Origin of the sequence: Enterococcus sp. AZ095a, assembly GCF_050546735.1 — a bacterium.
In the GTDB taxonomy this organism is placed as follows: Bacteria; Bacillota; Bacilli; order Lactobacillales; family Enterococcaceae; genus Enterococcus_D; species Enterococcus_D entomosocium.
On sequence record NZ_CP172953.1, the window covers coordinates 3,392,038 to 3,408,542 of the forward strand.

Sequence of the window (16,505 nt, forward strand, 5' to 3'; positions counted from 1 at the left end):
TGTACTGGAGAATAGGGGACATCCCCTTATTCTCCAGATGCGTTTGTTGGATCCGCGACCAACTCCCAAACTAGTGCAGTTGAGTAAGCCGTATCATTTTTTGTGGTATTGGCTGGAATACGTAAGACAACGCCATCAGTCTGTCCTTCTGCATTCGCATTCCCCAGAGCTAGTGTCCATGCACCGGCACCCTGTGAAGCATTGGCGGTTGCCAAAGTTTGTGCGGCTTCTCCTAATACAATCTCGTTTTGATTCGCAATGGGCGTAGCTGATGTGGGATTCACATAACGCAGACCACTCAAGGTGATCGTTGCTCCTTGCAGCTCATGTCCGCTTGCATCACTCAATTGTTTAGGCTGTGAAACTTGCAGCTCCCAGCCTAATCGATCACTCCCACGACGATCTTCTGTTGCGACAAATGGTACCCGTCCTTCTTCTGATGTACCAGAAAATATATGGTCCAATCGTGCCTCTTGAACGATTTCACTTGAAATATTCGGAATCTTACCAAAATCAAAGTTTGAAACATAATTAATTCTTAGTCGGCCTGGGTGGGGGTTAACTGGTACTTCAGGATCTACTTCTTCTCCTGGATTTTCTGGATCTGGAATCACCGGATTAGATGAATCATTTTCTAAAATAATCACCGTTCCCTCTGTCCTTGCGTTCGTCGCATCCTCATACTCTACTTCTGCTGCCTGACTAATTAATGTACCTAGTCCCATACTTCCCGCTAAAAGTGCTGCTGCTATTGTGATTGTTGTTTTCTTCATTGTTCATCCTCCAATTTTTTTGTTTTTTCTTTGTTTTGTTCGTACGTGTTGCTTTCTTATTCTCCTTTATTCTCAATTGATTTAGTATTTTTCCCCTTCCGGTTTCAGCTGGATGAACACTATAAACCAGCATTTTTTTAGAGCGATTCAGCCTTCTTTCTCCCATTAATTCTAATCCATCTGCCAATAATCAGGAGAATAAGAAGTCCAATTCCCCCTAAAATCAGATAAGATAGATAAGGCGTCCTCTCATCAATATTCACTGCACTTTGGTTTAACTGGCGGGCTTCTGACGCGGCAATCGTGAAATTTTCTTCAAAATGATACTCCTTCCCATCTGCTTTTACCCTCATTTTAAGAACATAGTCCCCAGCCTTTATGGGTCGTTCCCCCGTTGGTATACCAAAATTAAAATTAGAATTGGGCGCCATGCGAAGATCGTAGACATCGTACGTATAAATCGCTGCTTTCCCCCCTTTTTCAGTCACAGTAGATTCAACACTCATATTGCGAACAATCGATGCTGCACTATTTTGAATGTTAGCTTCAATAAAGTTTCGATAATTTCTTTGTCCTGTTGTAATGTCTTTTAAATGCAAGTCATTTTCAACTGTTTCCCCGTCTTTTTTGTTTAACAAAATACCAACGGTGTACGCAACTTCATGAACTACTGTTTGTTCGCTTATATTTTTAACTTCTTCCATAAACCGAATCCCTCCGAGAATGTCTCCCGCCCAGTCTTCTTCTGGGAATAAAACTACTACTTTCATGGTGACAAAACCTAACGCTGGAATCGTACGTTTTGCTTCGTCAATCTTGACCAATTGATCCATTCGATGCGTTAATGAATCATCGTACGTGTCTTCTGCCAAATAACCAGGGATACCATTTTCATTGGTGGAAGCGGGATTCACCGCAGCTTTTACCGTAATTGCTACATCAGACGCATTATAAATCCTAATAGAAACTTCACGTTTTTCTCCCGGCTGACCGTCGAAATGGTAATAGCCTTGCGCATTTACATTTCCATCCTCATCTAACGTTTGAATCGAAAAATTATTCACCTCATCTGCATAGCCTGTTTGATAAAAAAAACCAAGACTTAGGATTACCGTAAATAGAATCCATCGGATTGCGTGTTTCTTTCGTTCTTTCTTTGTTTTCAATATAATTTCCTCATTTCATAAAAGTGAGATAGTTCATTATTAAATATTTAATTCACAAATTAATATACGGGTTAAACCAGGTTTAAGGTCAATGCCTTTTTTTCAAAAAAAAACTACAAAATAAAAAAAAATTCAAAAACAGACTTGTAAATGCTGATTTATTAGGCGTTTTCCGGAAAATAAATTAAAATGATCTTTCTTAATTTTTATAAATTAGCATTTATAATAATCAACAGTCTTATTATTTCCTTTCCCACTTGAAATATATTGAACAATTGATTTAATAAACTCAGCTCTATAGAATCCTTCTCTCTTAACACGTACAATGTACTTTCTGATTGCTTTCAATATCAACTTCTAGCAATCCGTCAAAAATAATCTGAGCGCTCGCCACTTTTTTTCTAGAGGAGCTTTTTGATTTACCGATAGGTTGAATGATAATCCCATCTTTCATTACGTTTGTTGAATTTTGTTCAAAAAACAATACAAAATACGCAACGGTAGTTACGTATTGTTACATATGTTCTTTCCGCAACAATTAAAGTGTCTCTATTTCTATAAACTTTCTTTTTAAATGAACAATATTTTGTATATCAATAGACACAAAACGAAAGCTACGTGCTTCAATTGTCATAAAAAAAGAGGGTCCAGAAACTAGTCATTTTCTGAACACTCTTTTAATAGTTTCATAATGCACATTCCATTATCCGAAATTTATTTTTGCGCAACATATTTAGCTGCCAATAATGATTTGTATATTTCATTCGGCAAAAAATCCATGGAGTATACTCTACTGTTCTCTGAAATAATACCTTTTTGATCTAGTTATTGAATTACTTAAGGAGTTATGAAATAAGTAACTAAAAAGGATCAAAACCTTTTAAGTTTCTGTTCACTTTTGATGAGCTGTTCTAATACTCACAAATCTGATTTTTAAGTGAATAATGAGTTGTATCTGATTCTATAGATACAAAAATAAGCTACTCGTTCAGAAAATAAACGAGTAGCCTTGAACTGCCAAAATCTCTAAGGTGTAAATTCTTTAATTTTGTAAAAAATGATTATTGATACAAGAGAATTTCCTTAACAATTTTGATTGAATCTACCATAAAAAACGATCTTCCTACTTAAGTACATAAAAAAGGTATCTAGAGAGGATTCATTTTCTAGATACCTTTCTTTATAAATAGTTCCCAGCGAAAGGAAACATTGCTCCTAAAATATAAGCGTATGTTCACTCGTTTTTCTATTATACACTCAAAAAATTATTCAAGCAGCACGACTATTGCAGGGAAAACCGAATCTATCTTAGAGATTCTATGCTATTTTGCTTTGTTTGCTTCATCGACAGCTTGTTGCGCTTTTTCCTTACTTCCATTGCTGTCATTAGCTTTACTAATTGCGGCTTGCAGTTCACTGTCCACTTGACTCAACGCATCATTGGTATTATCGACGTCTATGGAGCTATCGCTTAAACCGGCGTCCGCAGCAACTGCGTTCGCATAATCTTTTAGCTTCGTATTTGCAGATTCTAAATCTTTTGCATATTGCGCTACCTTATTAACATTGGCGTTCGCACCACTTACAGCAGCAGAAGCTTCACTATTTTGGGCTTGCACGTTTTCGATTGTTTCATTGGCCGCTTGTAAATCACTTTCCGCTTTTGCTTTTGCTGCTTCAGCTTCCGCTTTTTCTTGGACTAGTTGTGCTATTTGGGCTTTTTGACCTTTAATCTCTATCCCCAAAGCGCTTAAAACTTGTGCAATTCTTATGGAATCATCTTTTGTCCCCAAAAAATGAAACGTCGTTGCAATCGCTGCATAGGCGCCCACACTAAATGAAAAGATCATTCCCAGTGCAGCAAGAGCTAGGACACACCCTTTCTTATGCTCTTCAATATACCTTCCGATTCTTGTTTGTTTCCTTCTTTCTCTCATACTCTTCTTCCCTCTCTCATTTTAATTATTTATACTTCTATCTTTCGATAGTTTTTTATATTGTTTGCTAACTTAGACGATGATAGTCGCTACTCACTCTCTCATTACCCTTTGTTGAAAAGCAACGAAAATAAACTCAGTTACAAATCGACTCCATCCCATCCATAATTGAAAAATGGCCAATGTCAATGTCCTAGATTTGATTACAAAGTAAATCATCAGAAAACCAGTTCTGCCGGAACACTATTGTGACATTAAGCACAATGTATAGTTTATCAAACCTCGTTTGTTCGAATCATTTTGGTCTGGTATTTCGGACTTTCCAGATTTGCTGAATTCCACTTTCCTTTTATAAACCTATGAAAATAAGCAATAAAAAAAAGAGTTCAAAAACGTTTTAGTTTTTTGAACCTTTGCTTCTGTAATCCCCTATACTTTTTGAACTATATTTACACAAAGCGCCTATCTATGAGTCACCTTGCATGGCGCTGTCTTAAACATTATATTTAGTAGCTTCTAACTTCAACATAGATTTAATACACTGGAATCAGCATGTTACTCCAACAATAACGAGAACATTTTTGATAAAGGTGCTTGATCAAGTTCAACCATGATGTCTAGCATTCTTGTTGCCATTGTTCTTCCCTGCTCCTCATTGACTGTCCTCATAATCAGTAATCCTTCAAAAAATTTGTACAGCGTTCTCGAAAAAAAGTCTTGGAAACTGGTGGATAACAACCCCAATTGGGTAAGTAAAACTTCTGCAAACTCATACTGATTTTTTACAAATGTATATTCAATAATATTAATCAGGAGACCACAATATACTTCTCTGCCTTTCTCAAATTGAATATAATACTCCAGCAGTTTAGAAACTCTTTTAAAAAAGATAAATATAAATTCGTGATCTAAAAAATCTAGTGTATTGGCAAATAAATGTATTTCTTGAAGCGTCCAGCTTTCAATCCCCATTAAATAGGACAAAATCAGTTGCTTATCTTCTTCTAAAACGACAGCGGTATTGTATACTCCATAAACTTCTAAATGCTGTAAAATTCTTATTCTCGAGCGTACCTCAGCCACTCTGATCGCATTTATTTGTCCTGATTTTCTTTCTAGTTCTTTTAAAAGTAACGCTAATCCTTTTATGTCTTGCTTATTAGATAGGTTGGCGTAATGAGAAGTGTAATGATTTTGTTCATTTAATTTATAGCCATTGGCAATAAACAAGAACTCGCTAATATCCATAGACAAGTTTTCTAATATCTTAATAAGGACATCAGAAGATATATTATGTTTCCCTTTCTCAAATTCAATCGCATATGATTTTGAGATAATATTTCTATAGACTTCTTTTTGACTAAATCCTTTTTTTAGCCGTATTTCTCTAATCGTTTCTCCAAACATGCATTATCCCTCTCTAAAAACGTGATACATTTCTAAATAAAACTGAGTAATACTAAAGTGCATATCATAAAAAACCATTTCATAAATTATTCTCCTTTTCTATTTTTGATGTTCTATGGCACCTAAAGATTATGCTTTCACTGAGAATCTAGACAAAGACTGATCACAATAGCTTCAGTCTTTGCCTATTTTGATTTCTATACAGTTTCTGCGTACCCGGCAGATGACGTTTGGAGAAAATTATTATCCAAATCAATTAATTAAATTGATTAGTTCTTTGTTTTCTTCACTCTTATGCTAACTACACCTAGGACACTTATAACTAAAAAACCTACAGCTTGTAAAATATTGGAAAATAGCGTACTTTCACCAGTCTTTGGGAAAGTATGACCGTTGTTTTTAGATAAAATATTAGAAAAAGCAGTGTCTTTTTTGATAGCTCTCATGGGAACGCTTTTTTTAGCTGAACTTAAAAACCTAACAGGTTTCGCTACAACATCCGTTTTTGTCTTTTCTTTTGATGTTGATCCATTTGTTCGGTTCGATCCTTTTCCACTAGTTTCGGCTATCCTTGTATCTTCTTCGGACTTTGTTGCTTCTGTTGTGGTTGGTACGGCTCCTTTTTTAATCGTTGTCGTTCCTAATGTCGGATCTTTTGTTGTTGGTTGTTCTACAGTTGCTTCAACGGTCATTCCCGTTTGACTTTCTATTGTTGATTCATTTGTTTGGTTTGATCTTGTCTTTGTGGTACCAGCCATTCTTGTATCTTCTTCGGGCTGTGTTGCTTCTGTTGTGGTTGGTACAGCTTCTTTTGTGATCGTTGTCGTTCCTAATGTCGGATCTGTTGTTGTTGGTTGTTCTACAGTTGCTTCAACGGTCATTCCCGTTTGACTTTCTATTGTTGATTCATTTGTTTGGTTTGATCTTGTCTTTGTGGTACCAGCCATTCTTGTATCTTCTTCGGGCTGTGTTGCTTCTGTTGTGGTTGGTACAGCTTCTTTTGTGATCGTTGTCGTTCCTAATGTCGGATCTTTTGTTGTTGGTTGTTCTACAGTTGCTCCAACAGTCATTCCCGTTTGACTTTCTATTGTTGATTCATTTGTTTGGTTTGATCTTGTCTTTGTGGTACCAGCCATTCTTGTATCTTCTTCGGGCTGTGTTGCTTCTGTTGTGGTTGGTACGGCTCCTTTTTTAATCGTTGTTGTTCCTAATGTCGGATCTGTTGTTGTTGGTTGTTCTACAGTTGCTCCAACAGTCATTCCCGTTTGACTTTCTACTGTTGATTCATTTGTTTGGTTTGATTTAGATTCTGTGGTACCTACTGTTGTTAACATTTGTTGGTGTACCGATGTTCCTTCATCTTGTACTTGTATTTGAACTAATTCGTTCGGTTTGTCTGAGTCAGGTTCCTTTAGTTCAGGGTAATATGATGAGCCTTGTATTGATTCTAATGAATCGGAGACGATCTTGCCGTATTCTCTTGTTTCATCATTGAACCAGACATTGCCGTCCTTAGACCATCTATCTCCCTTATCATCAACTGCTCGGCTTTCACTTAAACGTGTAACATGATGACCATTGATTGTATCCGCATGAGCTTCCGCTGCAAACACTAGAATAAATCCCGCAGTTAAAGTAGTAGTTATAACTCTCTTTTTCATTATTTACTCTCCTATAAATTTCTAAATAAATGTTTCAGCTGAGCATCATTGTGATAAAAAACACAACCGAAAACATTTTTAAATTCATTCCTAATTTTCTGAAACTAATCTTGCAGTTTTCATTATAGTCTCCTTTAAATAAAATTTGCATTAGGTCTTATATTTGAGACCATCTTATTGGCCATATTTAAAATATCTTAAATATAGATCTTTTATAAATAATTCTGTTTATGAGTTATCCGTAAAAAGGGTCATAAACTATTAAGTTTCTGACCCAATCAAATAATTATTCAATCAACCATAAAATGATTTTTCAATCTAAAAATGAGTGATTTACGATTCTATGGTCACAAAACAAAATGATTGATCTCAATTATTTTATATAAAAAATGAGTTCAGAAATTAAGCATTTTCTGAACTCTCTTTTACACTTACCAATCACCTATATATTATTATCAAGTTATTACTTTTTAACTTATTTTTTACAACTAAATTTTTATTCATCACCAAGACCAGGATTATCCACTTTAAATTCGTCGTCTCTTATTTATCTTTGTAACTTCAATAATTAGTATCTGAATTGATTCAGCAAATCGATAAAATAATATAAACACAGTTACTTTCATACCAACTTTTGTACTAAACACTTAATTGAAATCTATTGAAAATTAGATTTATTTAAGTGATATTCTTTTAATTTCCTGTTCCAAAGCTCTTTATCTACTCCATCTATTTCTCTAATTACTCTAGCAGGATTGCCACCAACGATAGTATTTCCAGGGACATCTTTCGTTACTACAGATTTTAAGAATCAGGTTGTGATTAATAAAAATTACACTATCCAATCATTCAACTCTTCAAATTTCCCTAATTTATCAAAGTCTTATCTTAAATATCTTTCGTTCTCAAAAACTGTCAATGTGGAATTCGGTATCACTTTCACTAGATTTAAATTTCCTTGTTCAGTCAAAGCGTTGTATCAGTGTAATTGTTTATCCATAGGTGAACAATAAATTATAGCTTCTCTGTTGCAATATTTTTAGATAAATAGTATTCAAAATTTATATCCATAGATAGTAGCATACCGATAAACTCTTCCTTAGGACAATTAAATTCGGATTCTATCCAAGATTTTATCATAGAAAGAAAGCCACTTATATGATAAACACTATACAGATTCATCTTAAAGCCCACAGCATGGTCTCCATATACTTCTTTCCATTCATCTGAAACAGATTTTTCCAAAAAATTGGTTAAATCTGAGAAGAATTTTGTGTCGTAATCGTTTCTAAATACCATTTTACATACTGATTTATTGTTTATAATGTACTCAACAACATGCCTAAAAAATTCTGTCATTCCATTTTTTTGTTTATCCATTATCTCTTTCAAATCTTTCACAACACTATCTTCAATTTGTTCATATAAGTCATATATATCTTTATAGTGACTGTAAAATGTAGCTCTATGAATATCCGATTTGATACACAATTCTTTAACTGTAATTTTCCTCAACTCTTTGCGTATCATGATTTCTGATAAACCTTCTTGTAAAGCTTTCTTAGTTTTTCTAACACGAGGATCTTCATTAGTGCTTTTCATATATACCTCCATTTGTTTACATATATTCGATGGGAATATTCAGCATAAATATTAACGCTAATATAATTATGTATATAAGAAAATACTTTTCACAAGCTTTTTATTCAGTATTGTACACTACATATAAAGATTGTCTATTAAGCGACACTTGTACTACTTATTGAATATTGTATTGAAAAAATCAGTAGATTAAACTTATGACTATAAACATATTTACTACATAATTATGATTAGGAGTGAAGGGCAAAAATGATAGAATATAAAAAAATGGAGAAATCCTACCTTTATCAAGCAGCTAGAATGAATGCTATTAGTTTTTCTGATTACCCTCTTGTGGGTAAAATTCGCAACGAATTTGAAAGTAACGAAGCTTTTATTGATTTTTTGACTGAAGCTCTTAAAGTTTACATCTATGCTCATAGTAAGAAAAATACAGTCTTTTTAGGTTTTGAAAACAATAAAATTAGATCTTTTGCTATCTTAGTTAGTCCTCGTGATAAAAAAGTAAATTTCTTTGATTATATGACATCTGGTGGAGTAAAACTATTAACAATGGCTCCTATAAGCAAAATTTTCTCACTATTACAACTGTTAAGCACCGGGCATAAAGCTGTAAATAGTTTTGCAGGAAAAACGTGGATGCTAGAATCATTGGCTGTAGACTCTTCCCAACGAGGGAAAAACTATGGAAGTAAAATGATCAATGATTGTCTTTTACCATATATAAAAGAAAATAAGCCCCAAAAAAGAACAGAGTATTTCATCACATTTACTAATACTGAACGAAACAGACGATTCTATTCTAAAAATGGTTTCTTTGAATTCGATTCATCGGTAATTAAAGATGGTAATCAAAATATAGGTAACTGGAGTTTTAAAATGGATATCAACTAATTTATCTAATATAAGTTTCTATCGAAAAGCAATCCGGAGTAAATTTGATTTAAAAAACTATATTCTAAGAATTGAAGCTTGCGGCGAGTTTCATATACTCACAAATTACAACCGAATCTTTAAGTGATCTCTATTCAAGTTCATTTATCAATGATCTCCACATATAAGGCATCAAACATGAGTTAATAGCAAGAGCGTGCAGCGTTTAAAAGTAGTCAAAATTAAACTATAAGTATCACATATTCAAATAATGAAATACAAATTCTTTATAAACTTAAACTTTACCCATTTCATTAATTGTTATTGTCTAAAATTATGTTCGTCAATTAAAATAAATGATATCCAGTTAATCAATTAATCAGATTGGCTGACAAAAATAGTGTTACATTGGAGGTCCTTATGTCAGTTTTAGTTTTAGGCGGTGCGGGTTACATTGGTTCAAATGCAGTGGATATGCTTATCAATCAGGGATATGAGGTCGTAGTCGTTGATAATCTTTGTACTGGATTTAAAGAAGCTGTTCATGACAGAGCAAAGTTTTACGAGATAGATATACGAAACAAAAAGTTACTGCGTTCTGTTTTTGAAACTGAAAATATTGACTCTGTGATGTATTTTGCTGCCTTATCTCTAGGTCGTGAATCTGTCGAACAGCCCTTAAAATATTTCAACAATAATGTTTACGGAACACAGATTGTTCTTGAAGTCATGCAGGAATTTAACATAAAATATATTGTCTTCTCTTCGTCTGCTTCAGTCTATGGCAATACAGAAATGAATCCTGTTCATGAATTAATACCTACTGCACCAATAAATCCCTACGGATGCTCTAAAGTAATTATGGAGACAATGATGGACTGGGTTAGCCGATCATCCAACATGACATTTGTTTCTATGCGCTATTTTAATGTCGCTGGGGCTAAAAAGGATTTTACACTTGGTGAAGTGCGTCCTCGTCTGATTCCTATTATTCTAGAAGTGGCTCAGAGAAGGCAAGAAAAGATAACCATTTTTGGGAACACTTATACTACTCATGACGGTACCTGTGTACGTGACTACATTCATGTCTTAGATTTAGTTGAAGCACACATATTAGCCTTGGAATATTTAAAATGTGGTGGTGCGAGTGAAATTTTTAATCTAGGATCCTCGAAAGGTTACTCTAATATAGAAGTGATAAATGCAGCTGAAAAAGTTACAGGGAAAAAAATCCCAGTTGAAATCGTTACGAGTGTCGTTGGAGATGCTTCTTCTTTAATAGCTTCAAACAAAAAAATTAAAACTATTCTTGAATGGGAGCCTAAGTATAGTGGAATTGAGGAAATTATTTCTGATTCTTGGGGATGGCAAAAAAAATACCCAGATGGTTACTCGAATTGATTAGTTAAATAACCTGTTCTTTGACATTTAGTGTTGGTAGAACCAGAAAAATGGTCACATTCATCTCAGCGTGAATGTGACCATTTTCTATTTTCAACATGTGTTCTATCTTTAAAATATATTTATTTTATCACTTTTGAAAGTTATAAAAAAAGATAAGGTAATAATATAAACTAAAAATAAAGGGAAATCATTAATCTTAATTTAAACATCTAAGTTGATTATACTCAGAATCAACCAACGAAATTATTGTGAATATTTTAGAATAATAAGATATTATATATACGGTTATTGAAGTCGCTAATACCAGTTGGACTATTATCAATAAAGTATCTGGTTGCAAATTTGATAAAATGAAAAGGATCTTTTTGGGGAAAAATTTTATAACAGTTTTAGAAACAGGCACCATAGTAATGCAATATAACTTAATTTTTAGAAATATGAGAATAAGAATAATTAAAAGCCCGTATCCCCGAAATAAATTATTTTTAAATCGAGTATTTCTAATTTTAAACACTGCAGAGGTTGCTCTTTCTAGATATGATGAGAAGTAAATTATACCCAGATCCTCAACTTTAAATTTTGTGATAAATTTAAAGTAAATATGTTTAGAAATAAACTTAGTAACAGGTTTTAACATCAATATCGTCTCAAAAAAAATATATGTCGTGACTATTGATTTCAGTTTAAACGTTTTATTAATTAGTATATATATGAAGAAAACTACAATAACTAAAAAGAAATAAATGTATTGCTTTGCTATAGTACTCTCTTTAGAAATATAACTTTGTACTTCAGTAACGTAACTGCTTCTTTGCCTAAAAAAAGCTTTGACACTTTATTAGCTATTTTCTCTCACCTCGAATCTTTCTTTTCTATTTTAAATTAACTAATCTTATTACATTCGTATTCTCAATTTCTATATGGTATCGAAAAAAAGATATAAATGTTAAGTTTCTGACCCTCTTTTCTTGTTCTATAAAAAAAAACCGAGAGGAAAGATCCTCTTCGGCTTCTGATAATAATTTTACTTTTGGTTAGACGCAAAATTCCCCATAGAAATGGACACTCTATTCCAACTATTGATTTGAGTAATTAATAATACTAGATCAACATATTCTTTTTCATCATAGTAATCGCGTACACGAGCATACAAGTCTTCAGGAACTTTTAAATCTGAAATTAATGTTATAGCTTCTGTAAGCTCCAAAGCGACCTTTTCTGCATCCGTATAAAAATTACACTCTCTCCAAGCACTTATACAGTAGATTCTTTGTTCTGTTTCCCCTAATTTTCGAGCATCGCTGCTATGGAGGTTTAGACAAAAAGCACAGCCATTGATTTGAGAAGCACGAATTTTAATAAGCTCTCGTAGATTTTTATCAATCTCTGTTTTACTTAAGTATTTTTCCACTTCCAACAAGTGTTTCATTCCATCAGGTGCTGTTTTATAATAATCAATTCTTTGTTTCATTTCACTTTCTTCCTTCCTATTGACGAAATCAACCAATTAATTTCTATAAAGTAAATATGATAATTTGTCTTACAATGATATTTAAAAAATTACAAACTATTAGAGGGTGATAAATTTTTCGATCGCACGTAATACGCCATCTTCGTCATTTGATTTAGTAATGAAGTCTGCTTGTATTTTGACTTCCTCAAAAGCATTTTTCATTGCAACACTGATACCTGCTTGAGAAAATAGTTCGATATCATTAAACCCATCACCAAATGCAATCGTCTCAGATTTATCGATGTTCAAAATCGATTGAAGTTGGGCAACTGTTGTTCCTTTATGAACATTTAAGTTCGAAATATCGATCCATGCTGCTTCTGAAGCAACAACCCTGTACATGCAGCAAACGTGATGTACATTCTCTTCATATCTTGATGAATCTTTTTAAAATATTCTTGATTGAACTTACTATCACTATTCAAAAAAGTTCCATCCATATCACTAATAATCAATTTTATCATTACTATTCCTCAATCTCAGTAGTAGATTTGTGAACTAGATCAGTTAGGTCTATACAAAAAGATCCCACTCATAATTCAGCATTTGTTTAGCCTCCATCATAATTTCTGACTCAGACAACAATGCTGTTCCTTGTGCTCTAACAATCCCAAGTCTAGAGAACCCCATGATTTCCTCAAACATCTGCTTGAGATAATTGTATGAGAAGTCCATTTTAGAATATCGGTCATCATTTGTGTAAATACTACCGCTTGCTTGCAGGAAAAGTATCTTATAATCATCGACCATTAAACCAACAGATCCTGTTTCGGTATATTTAAATGTCTCACGAGCAATCAAGATATTATCCATATAGTCTTTCAAACGAGACGTCACATTGAAATTATGAAGGGGGGACACAATCACGATTCTATGATGATCTTTAAATTGTTGTAACAGAGTCGTAGAAGTCTCATCAATTTTCATTTCATCTTGCGTTAAGCTCTCTCCAACTCGTTTTTTCTCCCAAATTGCTAATAATTGACCTTGCTCAACTCTTGGAATGTCCATATCATAAAGGTTGATAGTAGTGATTTGGTTTGGATCAAATTGCTCATGAAACTTACCTAAAAATAAATCTTGTAGCTTACTTGAATAAGTTGTTTTTTTGTTGAATTCAGGGTGGGAATTAATTAGTAACGTTTTCATGTTAATACCTCTTTTCTTTTGATATACTTACTATACTATGAAAAGGTGTCAGAACATGATACCGTTTAAGGAGAGATTATGAAAAAGTCAGAGCGACTAAATAAAGAATTGATTTTTTTAAAGAACAAAAATTTTTTCAACTTAAAAGATCTTATGGAAGAATTTAATATTTCTAAAAGTACTGCTTTACGTGACATTGAATCTTTAGAAGAAATGGGGCTTGCTTTGTATTCCGATTATGGGAGAAGCGGCGGATATCAATTAATGGATCAGTCACTATTAACGCCTATTTATTTTGATCAAAATGAAATTTTCGCGATTTTTTTTGCCTTAAAAGCACTAGAACTGCTTTCTAGCACTCCTTTTGATAAATCATATACACATATCCAATCAAAACTCATGGTTACTTTAACAAGCAAGCAGCAAAAAGAGATAGAAACACTTTTAACTGTTGTAAAGTACTACAATACAGCGCCATTAAAAACACAAACAAATCTAGCCAAAATACTTGATTCTATCTTAAATGAAAAAGCGATAAAAGTGACCTATGCCCAGTTTGAAGAAATTGAAACAATACTGCAAAGTAATGAACTTTTCTATCGAAACGGGATTTGGTTTTTTAGTGCCTACGATTTTACGACCCACCATTGGGGGACTTACCGAAGCGATTGTGTTGTAGCGAGTGAGATCTTAGAAGAATTTGATCAGTCGTTTTCTATTGAAGAACTAAACCAAATTCAAAAAAAATATGAACAAAATTTTCATGATATACCTTTTCGTTGTCGATTAACGGCATTTGGTAAAGAAATCTTTCATAAACACAACTATCCTAACATGTCCTTAGAGATCAAGGATGGCATTTCTTACATCGTTGGCGGATATAATCAAAAAGAACTTCCTTATATGACTCATTATCTATTACGCTTTGGTAATAGTATAACAGTCGAATATCCTGAAGAGTTAAAGGACAGCTATTTGAAAGAGCTTCAATTGATATTGAAAAAATATTTAAAATGAGAATGATTCAAACGCTCTCAAACTTATTTTAAACTAAAAAAGTATCTTGACCGATATGGGTTAAGATACTTTTTCCTATGTAATCACAAGCATTGTAATTTTGATATAAGATTGATAACTAAAAACTCTTAAGTTTCTGACCCCGTTAAGAATTTGTCCAAATACTTATAAAAATGATTTTCAAATGAACAATCATTTAATTTAAAAGTTTAAGGACATAAAAATAAAAAGCTTTACTGCAATTATGGTATCTAAAAAGAGTGCTCAAAAAATAGTTATTTTCTGAACACTCTTTTAAATAGATTCCTAAACACCTTGATGATTTAATCATTTGGATATTATTAACAGATAAACCGCATAATTTGCTGCACTTTTCAACGCACCCCACCATATTCTTCAAATAATTTAGTCATCATCCATTGTATCTCACTCTTGGTCTGACTTTAATCTCTCACATATTAGGTTGCAGTTTCATTGGTAAATTCAATGATTAAATAATGATGATAACATTTTAGACTATATTATGCTATTTAGCAGTTCACCCATAGTGGCTACAATATACATTTCCTCTGTTTCAAAAATAATATTGTTTTTACTAGAATAAACATTATATATCTCGTGTCCTACTTTTTCACTAATATCTATTTTTTTAATATAGCACATAGTTTTATCAAATAAGTAAATGGAATCTTCTGCAAAAACGCAAATATAATCATTAAATTGTCGAAGCTCAAATATGGTAGCGTCACACCTAATTTCTTTTACTTCAGTTAAATGGCTATACAAATTACATTTAATCATTATTTGTGTTTCTGCATCAGTATATGCGATTAAAAAGATATCACCATTAGCGGATATTGTAGATATAGCCCCTAGATCAATGAATGTCGAAGTTAAATGATGAGGGAGTACCGCATTAAATCTATTTAAATCTATATTGAATTCTACTAATCCATAGTGAGCCCAATCGTTTTCTGCGGATAGTATTCCTTCTTCATTATACGCAACTAATACTCCGCTTGGAGATGGCACTATATTTAGTATTCCATTTCCTAATACAGTAATAGAATTATTTATAAAGATAGCCTCTTCATCATCCATCGAAAAAAATAGGTACCATTCATTTTTATACATCATAATTTCATGAATCTTAATTTCCTTTTGTTCGAACAGTTCATTCTCAAAAGTATGAATTATTTTATCTTCTTCAAAAATTTTAATAGTAGCTTTTTCTTTTGAAAATATACATAAATTGTTTTCTGTGGGTGTAGTTAAGATTGTTAGGTTATCTTTTAATGGTAATTCTCTCATCATATGCACCTGCACTTTTTTTCGTCGTTGATGATAGCTCTAAGATCTGTGACCGTCCCGCGTTCTTTTAACTAATCGGAAAACATAAAGAAACTCAACAATCCATATTATAACAATTCGAGTAATTTTTACAGCAACGAAAAATCCTACCCAAGTAGTGATTGTTACCGGAATTTATCCATATGAAACAAATTTGTTCAATGGATTACTGTCCAAGTGGGCATGCACATTATAGATTCTCTAAATCGAGATTTAGTTAGATAAAAATTCCGTGAGTTAAGTAGGTCATAAAATAATTTTGTACGCCATATTTTTTGAAGATACGTTAAATAAATTAGTTTTAAAATGAAATCTGTAACCTTTAAAATCTAAAGCAGGTTCATCTAGCAGATTATCGCTTCTAAATGAAAAATTATAATTAAAATCTAGTACTCCTTGAAATTTGAGGACGACCTTGGAAGATGTTTCTAGAGAATTTAATAACAATAATAGACTTGCGTTTTCATATATATCACTTTCCATACCTTCTTCACCGGTTAACATACTAATACTAGCATAGGATAGCGATCCATCTAAATTTAGTATCATACCTGAGTAAAACTCCATTTTTTCAACAAATGAATCATGAAAATTCCCATACTTTTCATTCAAATATCCTACTTCATCCGAATTATTTACATAACTCCACAATT

The 16,505-nt window shown here is 32.9% G+C and carries 14 protein-coding genes and 1 pseudogene; 3 read left to right on the plus strand and 12 right to left on the minus strand.

What is annotated here, in order from left to right:
- Window positions 1–26: 26 nt before the first annotated feature.
- The 6 genes from IGJ26_RS15685 to IGJ26_RS15710 all read right to left on the minus strand — a co-directional run bounded on the left by IGJ26_RS15685 (window position 27) and on the right by IGJ26_RS15710 (window position 8,546).
- A complete protein-coding gene (locus IGJ26_RS15685; protein ID WP_016612620.1) occupies window positions 27–773 on the minus strand; it encodes a WxL domain-containing protein in 747 nt (248 codons plus the stop codon).
- A 137-nt stretch (window positions 774–910) separates the two neighbouring features.
- Complete coding sequence (locus tag IGJ26_RS15690) at window positions 911–1,939, minus strand: DUF916 and DUF3324 domain-containing protein (RefSeq protein WP_086298853.1); 1,029 nt, start codon at window positions 1,937–1,939, stop codon at window positions 911–913.
- 1,322 nt (window positions 1,940–3,261) lie between these two features.
- Window positions 3,262–3,876 carry a hypothetical protein gene (locus tag IGJ26_RS15695; RefSeq protein ID WP_008381639.1) on the minus strand — a complete coding sequence of 205 codons (615 nt, stop codon included), beginning with the start codon at window positions 3,874–3,876 and terminating at the stop codon, window positions 3,262–3,264.
- Window positions 3,877–4,431: 555 nt separating this feature from the next.
- Window positions 4,432–5,283, minus strand: a complete 852-nt coding sequence (locus tag IGJ26_RS15700; RefSeq protein ID WP_139960577.1) for a helix-turn-helix domain-containing protein — start codon at window positions 5,281–5,283, stop codon at window positions 4,432–4,434.
- 269 nt (window positions 5,284–5,552) lie between these two features.
- On the minus strand, window positions 5,553–6,944 hold the full coding sequence (locus tag IGJ26_RS15705; RefSeq protein WP_430599727.1) for a hypothetical protein: 1,392 nt from the start codon (window positions 6,942–6,944) through the stop codon (window positions 5,553–5,555).
- A gap of 1,014 nt (window positions 6,945–7,958) precedes the next feature.
- Window positions 7,959–8,546, minus strand: a complete 588-nt coding sequence (locus IGJ26_RS15710; protein ID WP_051154589.1) for a TetR/AcrR family transcriptional regulator — start codon at window positions 8,544–8,546, stop codon at window positions 7,959–7,961.
- Window positions 8,547–8,795: 249 nt separating this feature from the next.
- Between IGJ26_RS15710 and IGJ26_RS15715 the strand changes: the two genes are divergently transcribed.
- On the plus strand, window positions 8,796–9,440 hold the full coding sequence (locus IGJ26_RS15715; protein WP_016612626.1) for a GNAT family N-acetyltransferase: 645 nt from the start codon (window positions 8,796–8,798) through the stop codon (window positions 9,438–9,440).
- A 399-nt stretch (window positions 9,441–9,839) separates the two neighbouring features.
- Complete coding sequence (gene galE / locus IGJ26_RS15720; RefSeq protein ID WP_429946871.1) at window positions 9,840–10,820, plus strand: UDP-glucose 4-epimerase GalE; 981 nt, start codon at window positions 9,840–9,842, stop codon at window positions 10,818–10,820.
- 1,027 nt (window positions 10,821–11,847) lie between these two features.
- On the opposite strand, the gene IGJ26_RS15725 is transcribed toward galE, so the two are convergent.
- The 4 genes and pseudogenes from IGJ26_RS15725 to IGJ26_RS15740 form a co-directional block, all read right to left on the minus strand.
- Entirely contained in the window at window positions 11,848–12,294 is a 447-nt protein-coding gene (locus IGJ26_RS15725) for a carboxymuconolactone decarboxylase family protein (RefSeq protein ID WP_034872048.1), read from the minus strand.
- Window positions 12,295–12,393: 99 nt separating this feature from the next.
- A pseudogene (locus IGJ26_RS15730) lies at window positions 12,394–12,669 on the minus strand (HAD family hydrolase); the annotation flags it as partial.
- A complete protein-coding gene (locus tag IGJ26_RS15735) occupies window positions 12,627–12,800 on the minus strand; it encodes an HAD hydrolase family protein (protein WP_430599730.1) in 174 nt (57 codons plus the stop codon). The pseudogene IGJ26_RS15730 and the gene IGJ26_RS15735, both read right to left, overlap by 43 nt.
- Window positions 12,801–12,849: 49 nt before the next feature.
- The gene (locus IGJ26_RS15740) at window positions 12,850–13,485 is read right to left on the minus strand and encodes an FMN-dependent NADH-azoreductase (RefSeq protein WP_016612632.1); all 636 of its coding nucleotides are present in this window, start codon (window positions 13,483–13,485) and stop codon (window positions 12,850–12,852) included.
- 78 nt (window positions 13,486–13,563) lie between these two features.
- On the opposite strand from IGJ26_RS15740, the gene IGJ26_RS15745 reads away from it, so the two are divergent.
- Window positions 13,564–14,502 (plus strand): helix-turn-helix transcriptional regulator, encoded by a 939-nt coding sequence (locus IGJ26_RS15745; RefSeq protein WP_016612633.1) that lies wholly within the window; start codon window positions 13,564–13,566, stop codon window positions 14,500–14,502.
- 516 nt (window positions 14,503–15,018) lie between these two features.
- Here the strand turns inward: IGJ26_RS15745 and IGJ26_RS15750 are convergent.
- Both IGJ26_RS15750 and IGJ26_RS15755 read right to left on the minus strand, forming a co-directional pair.
- Window positions 15,019–15,813 carry a SufE protein gene (locus IGJ26_RS15750; RefSeq protein WP_275626494.1) on the minus strand — a complete coding sequence of 265 codons (795 nt, stop codon included), beginning with the start codon at window positions 15,811–15,813 and terminating at the stop codon, window positions 15,019–15,021.
- A gap of 285 nt (window positions 15,814–16,098) precedes the next feature.
- Window positions 16,099–16,503, minus strand: coding sequence for a hypothetical protein (locus tag IGJ26_RS15755; RefSeq protein ID WP_005233121.1), 405 nt, complete (start codon window positions 16,501–16,503; stop codon window positions 16,099–16,101).
- Window positions 16,504–16,505 lie beyond the last annotated feature (2 nt).

Bases quoted from the DNA above. Each gene is read 5' to 3' on its own strand.
- IGJ26_RS15685 (WP_016612620.1), bottom strand. From the start codon at position 773: ATGAAGAAAACAACAATCACAATAGCAGCAGCACTTTTAGCGGGAAGT.
- IGJ26_RS15695 (WP_008381639.1), bottom strand. From the start codon at position 3,876: ATGAGAGAAAGAAGGAAACAAACAAGAATCGGAAGGTATATTGAAGAG.
- IGJ26_RS15700 (WP_139960577.1), bottom strand. From the start codon at position 5,283: ATGTTTGGAGAAACGATTAGAGAAATACGGCTAAAAAAAGGATTTAGT.
- IGJ26_RS15705 (WP_430599727.1), bottom strand. From the start codon at position 6,944: ATGAAAAAGAGAGTTATAACTACTACTTTAACTGCGGGATTTATTCTA.
- IGJ26_RS15710 (WP_051154589.1), bottom strand. From the start codon at position 8,546: ATGAAAAGCACTAATGAAGATCCTCGTGTTAGAAAAACTAAGAAAGCT.
- IGJ26_RS15715 (WP_016612626.1), top strand. From the start codon at position 8,796: ATGATAGAATATAAAAAAATGGAGAAATCCTACCTTTATCAAGCAGCT.
- galE (WP_429946871.1), top strand. From the start codon at position 9,840: ATGTCAGTTTTAGTTTTAGGCGGTGCGGGTTACATTGGTTCAAATGCA.
- IGJ26_RS15725 (WP_034872048.1), bottom strand. From the start codon at position 12,294: ATGAAACAAAGAATTGATTATTATAAAACAGCACCTGATGGAATGAAA.
- IGJ26_RS15735 (WP_430599730.1), bottom strand. From the start codon at position 12,800: ATGATAAAATTGATTATTAGTGATATGGATGGAACTTTTTTGAATAGT.
- IGJ26_RS15740 (WP_016612632.1), bottom strand. From the start codon at position 13,485: ATGAAAACGTTACTAATTAATTCCCACCCTGAATTCAACAAAAAAACA.
- IGJ26_RS15745 (WP_016612633.1), top strand. From the start codon at position 13,564: ATGAAAAAGTCAGAGCGACTAAATAAAGAATTGATTTTTTTAAAGAAC.
- IGJ26_RS15750 (WP_275626494.1), bottom strand. From the start codon at position 15,813: ATGAGAGAATTACCATTAAAAGATAACCTAACAATCTTAACTACACCC.